The 11,071-nt window shown below is 55.1% G+C and carries 8 protein-coding genes; 7 read left to right on the top strand and 1 reads right to left on the bottom strand.

Going from position 1 to position 11,071, the window contains the following annotated elements; genetic code table 11:
- Positions 1-222: 222 nt before the first annotated feature.
- The 7 genes from EWV60_RS22270 to EWV60_RS22240 all read left to right on the top strand — a co-directional run bounded on the left by EWV60_RS22270 (position 223) and on the right by EWV60_RS22240 (position 10,800).
- On the top strand, positions 223-420 hold the full coding sequence (locus tag EWV60_RS22270; RefSeq protein ID WP_287234835.1) for a type II toxin-antitoxin system prevent-host-death family antitoxin: 198 nt from the start codon (positions 223-225) through the stop codon (positions 418-420).
- Positions 421-550: 130 nt separating this feature from the next.
- Entirely contained in the window at positions 551-3,622 is a 3,072-nt protein-coding gene (locus EWV60_RS22265; RefSeq protein ID WP_287234833.1) for a helicase-related protein, read from the top strand.
- Positions 3,619-4,371 (top strand): DUF4391 domain-containing protein, encoded by a 753-nt coding sequence (locus EWV60_RS22260; RefSeq protein ID WP_287234830.1) that lies wholly within the window; start codon positions 3,619-3,621, stop codon positions 4,369-4,371. The genes EWV60_RS22265 and EWV60_RS22260 overlap by 4 nt, the downstream gene beginning before the upstream one ends.
- A gap of 31 nt (positions 4,372-4,402) precedes the next feature.
- Positions 4,403-6,448: a site-specific DNA-methyltransferase gene (locus EWV60_RS22255; RefSeq protein WP_287234828.1), complete on the top strand. Its 2,046-nt coding sequence runs from the start codon at positions 4,403-4,405 to the stop codon at positions 6,446-6,448.
- Positions 6,449-6,455: 7 nt separating this feature from the next.
- The gene (locus tag EWV60_RS22250; RefSeq protein ID WP_287234825.1) at positions 6,456-9,512 is read left to right on the top strand and encodes a type III restriction-modification system endonuclease; all 3,057 of its coding nucleotides are present in this window, start codon (positions 6,456-6,458) and stop codon (positions 9,510-9,512) included.
- A complete protein-coding gene (locus EWV60_RS22245) occupies positions 9,509-10,027 on the top strand; it encodes an SLATT domain-containing protein (protein ID WP_287234823.1) in 519 nt (172 codons plus the stop codon). Before EWV60_RS22250 ends, EWV60_RS22245 begins: the two co-directional genes overlap by 4 nt.
- A 2-nt stretch (positions 10,028-10,029) precedes the next feature.
- A complete protein-coding gene (locus EWV60_RS22240) occupies positions 10,030-10,800 on the top strand; it encodes an SMODS domain-containing nucleotidyltransferase (protein ID WP_287234820.1) in 771 nt (256 codons plus the stop codon).
- A gap of 19 nt (positions 10,801-10,819) precedes the next feature.
- On the opposite strand, the gene EWV60_RS22235 is transcribed toward EWV60_RS22240, so the two are convergent.
- On the bottom strand, positions 10,820-11,071 hold a 252-nt coding region (locus EWV60_RS22235), incomplete at its 5' end, for a JAB domain-containing protein (RefSeq protein ID WP_287234817.1).

The following is an 11,071-nucleotide window of genomic DNA, read 5'->3' as shown; positions in this document are numbered from 1 at the left end:
GACTTGTCCTTTGCTCTTCTGCTCGGCCCGAAGTCGAGAGGAGCACAAGTCCGACGCAAAACAGTGCCGTCTTCCTTGCTGAAGAAGTGAAGCAGCACTCTTTGGCGAGCGTGGAGCGCATTGACAAAGCAATCGTGGTCAGGATGCATTTCCCAATCCTACCGTCATGAGCGATGTCCGGCGTCGGGTATCACATAAAAGTTTGATTCGCGACGCGGAGAGATGATGCTCGATTTACGACAGGTGTTCTCACTGACCGACTTCTTGAGGAACCACAAGGAGATGGTCGCTCGGTTGACCGAGACCCACAAGCCGGTGGTGTTGACGGTCAAGGGCAAACCCGCGCTCGTGATTCAAGACGCCGACAGCTATCAAGTGCTGATGGACCGTCTTGAGAAAGCGGAGGGTCCGAGGGAGTGAGTACGCGATGAGGATTGTCAGGAATTCGGGAACCGAGAGACTTCTGGACTTCATTAAACCCAGTCTCGGGGAAGCTGAAAGTCTCGATATGGTCACGCCAAGGCTTTCCCTTTTCGCCTTCGCTGAGCTCATGCCTGAACTCAACAGACTGAAGCAGGCCAGGCTTGTTCTCCCAGCTTTCGAACAGCCGACAGAGCTGCTCGGAACTGCCGTGGACCGTCCTTTCCGGAACCGTTTGCAGACTCGATGGCTGGCCAAGCGGTTCCAAGAATGGGCGAGGAAATGTGCCCAGATCCGCAACGCTCAAAGCCAGATTCCTCAGGGGGCGATGGTTGTTCGCGATTCTTCTGGAGGATCCTCACAGGCTTTTCTCGGGGCTCTGGCGTTCACCACCGATGGACTGGGAATCACGCCTGGCAATCCACTAAGCCTCATCCAACTGGCCGAAAACGACGAGGAAAGGAAGCTCCTCACGGAGTGGTTTGAATCCCAATGGGCCTCGATGCCGGAGAACTCGACTGACCGCGAGAGATTCTTTGCAGCTCTGGATTCGCTCGCCTCTCCGGTGACGCCGATGCAGGTCTACGCACAGATGCTCCACCACCTATTCGCGTGGCGAGATGAAGACCTCGATGAAGAGCGAATCGTCAAGATGGCGACGGGGATCCGGGAGACCAAGGTCTGGAAGAAGCTCTACAAGTTCCAGCGGGATGGAGTCATCGGCGCGATCGACAAGCTGAATCGCTATGGTGGGTGCATCATTGCCGACAGTGTTGGGCTTGGAAAAACCTTTGAAGCCCTCGCGATCATCAAGTATCACGAGCTTAGAAACGACCGCGTTCTTGTCCTCTGCCCGAAGCGGCTCAGAGACAACTGGACTCTCTATAAGGCGAATGACCGCCGAAACGTCTTGGCTTCCGACAGGTTCAACTACGACGTTCTGAATCATACGGACCTCTCCCGTGATGGCGGAACGTCCGGAGACATCGACCTCTCACACGTCAATTGGGGCAACTATGACCTGGTAGTCATTGACGAATCCCACAACTTCAGAAACAAGCGAACACCTCGGCAGGGTGGAGAGACGCGCTATGACCGGCTGATGCGAAAGATCATCAAGGAAGGGGTGAAGACTCGAGTCTTGATGCTCTCCGCAACTCCGGTCAACAACCGCCTGGCCGACCTAAGAAACCAGATCCTCTTTGCCACGGAGGGAGATGATACGGCTTTCCTTGAACAAGGCATCGTCAGTATTGAGAACACTACGCGGCTCGCTCAGCTTCAGTTCAATCGGTGGTTGGACCTGGATGAACCATCTCGAAGTCCATCGAGGCTGGTCGAGATGCTCGGGTTCGACTACTTCAAGCTGCTGGATCTCCTGACCATCGCCAGGTCAAGGAAGCACATCGAGAAGTATTACGGAACGAGTGAAACTGGGCGCTTCCCGGAGAGGCTCAAGCCCATCAACATCAAGTCGGACGTTGACCGTGCGGGAGAATTCAGCTCGATTCGCGAGATCAACTTGGAGATTCGAAGGCTGACCCTCGCGGCTTACGCGCCACTGCGCTATGTCCTTCCGGCCAAGCAAGCTGCCTACGACGCGAAATACAGCACTGAAATCAGGGGCGGAGAGAGTTTCTTCCGCCAGGTCGACCGTGAAGAGAGCCTCGTGCATCTCGTTCGAGTGAACGTCCTCAAGCGCATGGAAAGCGCCGTTCCATCCTTTGCTCTCACGGTTGGTCGTCAGCTCAAGCACGTCGAGAGCACCCTCGCCAAGATTGAAGCTCAAGAAGAGGAGCTGGAGGAAATCGACGTTGCAGAAGTGGATTTGGACGACCCCATGTTCGAGAGCTTGGTGGTCGGCCGTAAAGTCAAGGTGCTTCTCAAGGATGTAGACCTCATTCGGTGGAAACAAGATCTCATCGAAGACCGCAACCGGCTCAGGATCCTCCATGACGCAGCCAAGCAGATCAGCGCCACCAGAGACGCCAAGCTTGAAAACCTGCGCCAGGTCATCGAGCAGAAGGTGAACGAACCTTTGAACGAGGGCAACCGGAAGGTGCTTGTCTTCACGGCATTCGCTGACACCGCCGAATATCTCTTTGAACAGCTCGCGCCGTGGGCGAAGGAGCGGTTCGGAATGGAATCCGCTCTCGTGACCGGCGACGGACGAAAATCCACGATTCAGGGTCAGCGAAAGGATATGGCGACGATTCTCACGGCCTTTGCACCAAGAGCGAAAGAGCGGCCGGAGGACCTCTCAACTGAAGGGGACATCGACCTCCTGATTGCCACCGACTGTATCTCGGAAGGTCAAAACCTTCAAGACTGCGATTACCTGATCAACTACGACATCCACTGGAACCCGGTCCGGATCATCCAGCGCTTCGGTCGAATTGACCGTATCGGATCCCCCAACGAGCGCATCCAGCTCGTCAACTTCTGGCCCAATATCGAACTGGAGGAATACATCAACCTGGAGCAGCGGGTGAGCGGCCGCATGGTGCTTCTGGACATCTCCGCGACGGGCGAAGAGAATCTCATCGAGCAGCAGTCAGGCAACCAGATGAACGACTTGGAATACCGACGCAAGCAGCTCTTGAAGCTCCAAGACGCCGTGATCGACCTGGAAGACCTTTCGACGGGTGTTTCGATCACCGACCTCACCTTGAGCGACTTTCGCATCGACCTGGCCGAGTATCTCAAAGGGCATCCGGAAGGTCTTGCCAACCTGCATCTGGGAACGTATAGCGTCACGACCACAGCCGAAGCCGAGGTGCCTCCCGGAGTCATCTTCTGCCTTAGGGCCGAAGGAGAGGCCGCTCTGAAGATCTCCGATTCGAGCTACCCGTTGGCGCCAAACTACCTGGTGCACGTTGGCGAGGATGGCTCGGTGCTCCTCCCGTTCAATCAGGCCAAGCAGATTCTGGATCGTCTCAAGCGAACCTGTTCAGGCCGTGAAGTCTCAGATGCAGCCGCGACCGCTCGCTTCGACCGAGTGACTCGTTACGGTGAGGATATGAAGACAGCTCAGAGGCAGTTGGCCGCAGCTGTCGCCAGCGTCGTTGGCAAGAACGAAGAGAAGTCAGTCGCCAGCTTGTTCAGTCCTGGAGGCACCCATGCCCTCAAGGGCGACTTTGCCGGCATCAACGACTTTGAGGTTCTGTCCTATCTGGTGGTGCTTCCGGAGGACGAAGAGTGACCGTTTCTCAAGTCATCGAGGCCCTCGGCTTGCCTGCTGGTGCACGGGTAGATCAGCGGGTTCCCAAGAAGCTCCTCATCGAGAACGGAGCCCCGACATCCGCCGACAAGAAGCTGATCAACGATGGCATTGAGGTTCTCACATGGGTGGCGGCTCTCAAGCCGACGACCATAGGCGTCCCGGAATACCGAGATGATGCTCGCGAGTATCTGGAGATTGCGGTTCTTGCCCTTCAGGCACGCAGCTCAAGCCGATTGAACCGCTTGATCGAGCTGATTCACCGAGCAATCCCATATCCCGTGATGCTAATGGTTGAGCATCCGGAAGGAGCAAGTCTCAGCTTCGCGAACAAGAGATGGGCTCAGAACGAGGAGGGGAAGACCGTCTTGGACGGGGAAGTCTTGCTCGCACCGCTCGATGTTCCAGGCGAGTTTGCCCAGCGGTTTCTGGAAGCGATCAACCTCTTGAATCAGCCGAAAACACACCTTCAGTCTCTCTACCAGGGCTGGATAAGCACCGCCACAGCTCTTCGCGCCGCGACGATCTCCGGGACGTTTCAAGTGCCTGCAAATCCATCCCAGGCCGCTGACCAGGCGGAAGCGTTGAGAGTAACCTCCCAACTGGAATCGCGAATTGCGGCTATTCGTGCTGCCGCGGCGAAGGAGAAGCAACTTCCGAAACAGGTTCACCTGAACCTGGAATTGAAACGACTCCGAGAAGAGCTTGCCTCAGCCCAGCAACGACTCTAATACACGCCACCCTAACCCCACGAAAACGAACATGCAGAAGCTGAACCCGAACGACCCAGAGACGATGAGTGCGGACATTGTGTCCGAGAACATCATGCACCTCAAAGCGATTTTTCCCGAGGCCTTCGTGGAGGGGAAAGTGGACTTTGATGTGCTCAAGCAGCTTCTCGGCGGTGCCGTGGATGAGCGAGAAGAGAAGTACGGGCTCAACTGGCACGGGAAGAGAAAGGCGAGGCAGCTGGCTCTGACCCCCTCCACGGGGACGCTCCGTCCCTGCCCTGAGGACTCGGTGGCCTGGGACACGACTCGGAATCTGATGATTGAAGGCGACAACTTGGAAGTCTTGAAACTGCTTCAAAAAAGTTATGCCGGAAAGATTAAGGTTATCTACATCGATCCGCCTTACAATACTGGCAAGGACTACGTATATCCGGATGATTTCCACGACAACATCAGGAATTACCTCAGGATCACTGGACAGCTGAGTGGCGATGGTGTGAGTCTCACTTCGAACACTGAAACATCAGGCCGCTTCCATACCGATTGGTTAAACATGATGTATCCACGGCTCATGTTAGCTCGTGACTTGCTCAGTGATGATGGAGTTATCTTCGTCTCAATTGACGATAGCGAGGCGGCAAACTTGAAGCACCTGCTTGTCGAGGTTTTCGGTGAGGATAACTACATCGACACCCTTGCCGTTGAGATGTCAACCACCTCTGGCCCGAAGACCGTCAATGCACAGCAGGGCACGATTGTGAAGAATGTTGAGTTCGTTCACGTATTTCGGCGCTCCGCAGAGTTTGACAAGAGGCGACACACGCCGCTGCTTGACGGAATTGATTCGTACGACACGCACTATTCTCTCTGGCTTCGGGAAGATGGAACGCTTGGAACGCTAGCTGAAATGATGCTGACAGACGAGCACGTTGCAGCAGATATAAGCCGTTACGGATTCCTGGAGAGAGATCGTTTTAGCATCAACAATTTGAACAAACTGCTGGCCGTTTCAGAGGCAACGCAGAAGTTCATTGAGGCGAACCTAGCGAACATCGCACGTATGGATAGACCGCCAGTTGCGGCAACTGGCGCGTCCACTCCGGTAGGTCGATGGGAGCCCTTCGAGGCGGACCACCGAACTTACTACTTGACCACGCTAGAAAACGGCATTCTCCAGGCCTTGATGCCTCTGTCCTTGAATTACAGACTGTCGGACGACTATAAGCCCAGATTTGGCAGAACTGTCATCAGAGGTGACCTCTGGAAGGGCTTTCATCAGGACATGGGGAATGTCGCCAAAGAAGGCGACGTCGGGTATGCAAACGGCAAGAAGCCTGTACGCCTCATAAAGCAGTTGATCAAGTGGGCGAACATTAAGGACGACGAACTCATTTTGGACTTCTTTGCGGGAAGTGGAACCACTGGACAAGCCGTGATGGAGCTAAATGCCGACGATAATGCTGCCAGACGCTTCATCCTCGTCCAGTTGCCTGAACCACTCGACCCTAAGAACGGCGAACAGAAGCCCGCTGCCGAATTCTGCGACCAGATCGGAAAACCACGCTTCATATCAGAGCTCACGAAAGAACGTCTTCGCAGAGCAGGGAAGAAGGTACAGAATGGTGCTCCACTGTTCACGGGGGATATTGGATTCCGCGTTTTCAAGCTAGACACTTCAAACCTTGCACCGTGGGATACGGCCGCGACCGACGTAGAGCAGAGTCTACTTGCTGCTGTTTCCAACGTTAAAGAAGAGCGCACTGAGGCAGACATCACAAGCGAACTGCTTCTGAAGCTCGGTCTGGACTTGTGTGTGTCGACTGATCACCGAGAAATCGCAGCCAAGACTGTTCAGAGTATTGGCGCTGGTGCGTTACTTGTCTGCCTTGCTCCCCAAATAGACCGATCTGAGGTTGAATCCTTAGCTCTGGGGATCGTGGAATGGCACAAGGACCTTGAACCAGCGGGCGAATCCTCCATGGTATTCCTCGATAGCGCGTTTGCCGACGACGTCTCGAAGACGAATATGACTGCGATTCTCGGCCAACATGGTCTTCTCAAGGTGCGGAGCCTTTGATTCTGCTATGAAGCTCAGATTCTCCGACCCCTATACCGAGGATCAGGTCTCCTATCAGAAGGAGGCCATTGAGGCCGTCTGCGACCTCTTCACGGGGCAGGAAAACAACCAGACGGAGTTTACGGTGCTTCGAGATCCAACCGACCCCCAAGGACGGCTCGCCTATGCCGAGAACGATTTGGGCATTGGAAACCGGCTGACCTTGCTCGACGATGAGCTGCAATCGAATCTCAATGCCGTACAGATTCAAAACGGCTTGCCGCCGTCGAGCACCCTCGCTTCTGGCGACTTCACCGTAGAAATGGAGACGGGCACCGGCAAGACCTACGTCTATCTCCGAACCATCTTCGAGCTGAATCGGCGCTACGGGTTCACGAAGTTCGTGATCGTCGTGCCAAGCATAGCCATCAAGGAGGGCGTCTACAAGACGCTCGAAATCACTGAGGAGCACTTCCGGTCGCTCTATGCGGGAGTTCCTTTCTCTAAAGGCAACAACTACTTCATCTACGATTCGAGCAAGCTTGGCCAGGTTCGAAACTTCGCGACGAGTTCCCAGCTCCAGGTCATGGTCGTCACCGTTGGTGCTATCAACAAGAAGGACGTCAACAACCTCTACGGCAAGGGGGCGAACGAGCAGACGGGCGGAGAACCGCCGATCAACCTCATTCGAGCAACGAGACCTGTGATCATCGTCGACGAACCTCAAAGCGTCGATGGCGGTTTGGAAGGAAGGGGCAAGGAAGCTCTCACGGCCATGAACCCGCTTTGCACCCTCCGATACTCTGCGACGCACGCAGAAAAGCACCACATGGTCTATAAGCTGGATGCCGTGGATGCCTACGAGCGGAAGCTCGTCAAGCAGATCGAGGTCGCCTCAGCTACGATTCAAGAGGCTCACAACAAGCCCTATGTCAGGTTCCTCGCTCCCGTCATTAAGGGCAAGCGAGTCGTTGGGGCCAAGATTGAACTCGATGTTGCAGAAGCCCAAGGCGTCAGGCGTCGAGAGCGCACCGTCGAGCCGAACACGTGGCTTCACTTCGAGGCTGGGCGTGAGATCTATACCGACATTGGCATTGGCGACGTCGGAGCTGCCAAAGGCGCGGAGTTTCTCGAGCTTCGCGTTCCGGGAGACTCGCTCTACCTTAAGAAGGGCGAGGCCTACGGTGACGTGGACGCGACGGCCGTCCAGCGGGAGATGATCCGCAGGACCATCAAAGAGCACCTCGACAAAGAGAAGCGGCTCCGCCCTTTAGGAATCAAGGTCCTCTCACTCTTCTTCATCGACTCGGTCGAGAAATATCGCCGCTACAACGCCGATGGCCAAGCCGAGAAGGGCGAATATGCGCGGATCTTCGAGGAGGAGTACAAGCGGTTCGCCAAGCATCCCGAATACCGAACGCTCTTTGAAGAGGTTGATCTCGCACATGCGGCCGAGGATGTTCACGACGGCTACTTCTCGATTGACAAGAAGGGGGGATGGACGGAGCCCGAGCTCGACGCAGAAGGAGAGCTCAAAAATCAGAAGAGCCGCGATGATGCCGAGCGAGGCTACAACCTGATCATGAAGGACAAGGAGAGGCTGCTCAGCCTGTCCACGCCGCTCAAATTCATCTTCTCTCACTCTGCTTTGCGTGAAGGTTGGGATAACCCCAACGTCTTCCAAATCTGCTCACTCCGGAACATGGGCACGGAGAGAGAACGAAGGCAATCCATCGGGCGTGGGCTCCGGCTCTGCGTCAACCAGGAAGGGGAACGAGTCCGAGGCTTTGAGATCAACACTCTCACGGTGATCGCCAACGAGAGCTTCGAGCAGTACGCGGAGAGCCTTCAAACCGAGGTCGAGAAGGAGACTGGCATTCGCTTCGGAATCGTCGAGCATCACTTGTTCGCCGCCATTCCAATTCAGTCCGAAAATGGAGCGGTGTCGCCGCTCGGTGTTGACCAATCCAAGGCACTCTGGGAACATCTGAAGTCACTGGGGCACATCAACGCCCAGGGCAAAGTTCAGGACACGCTCCGGACAGCGCTCAAGGACGGCTCACTTGCGCTTCCCGAACAGTTCGCAGGGCAGCGTGAACAGATTTGCAGCCTTCTCAAGAAGGTTGCTGGCCGTCTTGAAATCAAGAATGCCGACCAGCGCGAGCAGATCCGGCTCAACAAGAGGGTTCGCGAAGACGAGGCTTTTTCCGAGGGCTTCCGGCAGCTTTGGGACCGCATCAAGCACAAGACCACCTACCGGGTTGAGTTTGACAACGAGAAGCTTATTATCGACTGCATTGCCGGCCTCGCGGCGGCACCGGCCATCACGAAGACACGGATTCAGTGGCGCAAACACGACCTCCAGATTGGACGGGCGGGAATCGATGGTCAAGAGAAGGAAGGCGCAACGAGTGCGCCCCTTGAAGAAGCAGACATCGAGCTTCCCGACATCCTCACCCAACTTCAGGACAAGACTCAGCTCACTCGAAGGACTATCTATCGCATCTTGACCGAGAGTGGCCGCTTAGGGGACTTCAAGAAGAATCCTCAGCAGTTCATCCAGATCGCCACGGAGGTTATCAATCGAAAGAAGAAAGCGGCTCTGGTGGACGGGATCCGATATCAGCGACTCGGCGACGAGCACTACTATGCTCAGGAGCTCTTTGAGACGAGTGAGCTGACGGGATATCTCAAGAACCTTCTGGTGGATGCAAAGAAGTCCGTCTATGAGCACGTTGTCTGTGATGCTGGGACCGAGCGCAGCTTCGCCGAGCAACTAGAGCTGAATGAGGACGTCACGCTCTATGTGAAACTTCCTGGGTGGTTTGAAGTGCCAACCCCTTTGGGGAGCTACAACCCAGACTGGGCGGTGCTCATCACGAAAGATGGCAGCGAGAAGCTTTACTTTGTGGTGGAGACCAAGAGCACCCTGTTCACCGATGATCTCAGGGACAAGGAGAGCGGCAAGATCGCCTGTGCCAAGGTTCACTTTGAAGCCATCAAGCAAGGTGAGAATCCAGCTCAGTATGTGGTCGAACGGAATGTTGAGGAGTTCCTTGCGGCGGCTTCGGAGGTTTCAAGATGATTACGGAGAGCATCAAAGCGAAGATTATTGATGAGCTTGCCCGGGTTGAGGAAGACAGCGTCTATTCTGCAAAGTCCCACTTCAACGCCTCCGACAGATGGTCGTCATACCATTACTGGCTAGGAGTGCCTTCCGTCGTCTTGAGCATTGTGGCCGGTGCAACCATTCCAACGAAGGCAAGTTGGATCGCAACCATCGCCTCCATTGGAGCCGCTGCGCTCACCAGCCTGATTACGTTCCTCAAACCTTCAGAAACGGCAACTCAGCACAAATCATCAGGTGACCAGTATCTCGGGCTACGTAACGACGCAAGGATCCTTCGTGAAGTCAGCTTGCTAGTTCTTGAAACGGATGCCCAGGCACTCGAAGCCTTGAATGCACTCACAACTCGCCGGACAGAGCTCAACACGGTTAGTCGTCAACCCAGTCGGAAGGACTTTGCACTTGCTCGCGACGGCATTGAGAAGGGTGAAGCTAAACACGCGATTGACGTGAAGAATGGCGGTGAGAGCTAGACATGTCGGTCTTGGGGCACCTCACGACTCGGGCATCACAAGCCGTCTTGTCGGACACCGAGAAGGCTTCCATTGCCAAGTCCATAACCACCCTCCAATCACGACTCAACTCGTACTTTGGCTCAAATATCACGGCTCAGTTCCAATTCGGGTCCTCGACCCGAGGCACGATCTTGCCTCGGGCGATGGATGCGCACTCCGACATTGATTACATGGTTGTGTTCAGTCAAGGGGGCTATACGCCGCAGACCTACTTGGATCGTCTTCGAAAATTCGTCGAAAAATATTACGCAACCTCAGAGATCTCTCAGTCCAATCCGACCATCGTCCTGAACCTGAACCACATTCGGTTCGAACTCGTTCCAGCTCTCGCGAGTGCTTGGATTCCTGGTCAATACCAGATTCCAAATGGGCCATCACAGTGGCAGGACACCAATCCAAACGACTTCAATGGCAAGCTCACAGCCAAGAACAACGCTCATAAAAGCTTGATCAAGCCTACGATCAGACTGGCGAAATACTGGAACGCGAAGGCAGGCTATGTGTACGACTCCTACGGATTCGAGAAGTGGATCGTCGACTTGAGTTTTTGGGGATGCTCCAACCAAACCGAATACCTCTTTCACGTTTTCGACAAACTAGGTCTGCCATCTCAGCAAGGGCACGCTCAGAAGGTTCAACGCGCCAAAAGCATCATCGACCAGGTCCGGACCTACGAGAGGGACAACATGCCAGCCAATGCAGAAGCTGAAGTCAAAAAGCTGATCCCATAGAGGGGATCACTTGTTCGGCCTAACAGTGCCCCTGCTTCTTCAGGGAAAGCCATCGACCCTCTTCACCAAGGATCAGATGATCGAGGACCTCGATGTCGAGCAATTTGCCCGCCTCTTTGAGTGTCTTGGTGACCTGGATGTCCTCTGGTGAAGGCGTGACGTCTCCACTCGGATGGTTGTGGGCGACGATGATGGCGGCGGCATTGGCGAGGATTGCGGCCTTGAAAACCTCTCTGGGTGAGACGATCGCTGCGAAAAGGCTCCCCACGCT

This window comes from Microcystis sp. Msp_OC_L_20101000_S702 (assembly GCF_007095705.1).
Lineage (GTDB): Bacteria > Cyanobacteriota > Cyanobacteriia > Cyanobacteriales > Microcystaceae > Microcystis > Microcystis ichthyoblabe_A.
This window is presented reverse-complemented; position numbering and strand designations above follow the sequence as displayed.

Excerpts from the sequence above, each read along its gene's own strand:
- EWV60_RS22270 (WP_287234835.1), top strand. The coding sequence starts at position 223 with ATGATGCTCGATTTACGACAGGTGTTCTCACTGACCGACTTCTTGAGG.
- EWV60_RS22265 (WP_287234833.1), top strand. The coding sequence starts at position 551 with ATGCCTGAACTCAACAGACTGAAGCAGGCCAGGCTTGTTCTCCCAGCT.
- EWV60_RS22255 (WP_287234828.1), top strand. The coding sequence starts at position 4,403 with ATGCAGAAGCTGAACCCGAACGACCCAGAGACGATGAGTGCGGACATT.
- EWV60_RS22250 (WP_287234825.1), top strand. The coding sequence starts at position 6,456 with ATGAAGCTCAGATTCTCCGACCCCTATACCGAGGATCAGGTCTCCTAT.
- EWV60_RS22245 (WP_287234823.1), top strand. The coding sequence starts at position 9,509 with ATGATTACGGAGAGCATCAAAGCGAAGATTATTGATGAGCTTGCCCGG.
- EWV60_RS22240 (WP_287234820.1), top strand. The coding sequence starts at position 10,030 with ATGTCGGTCTTGGGGCACCTCACGACTCGGGCATCACAAGCCGTCTTG.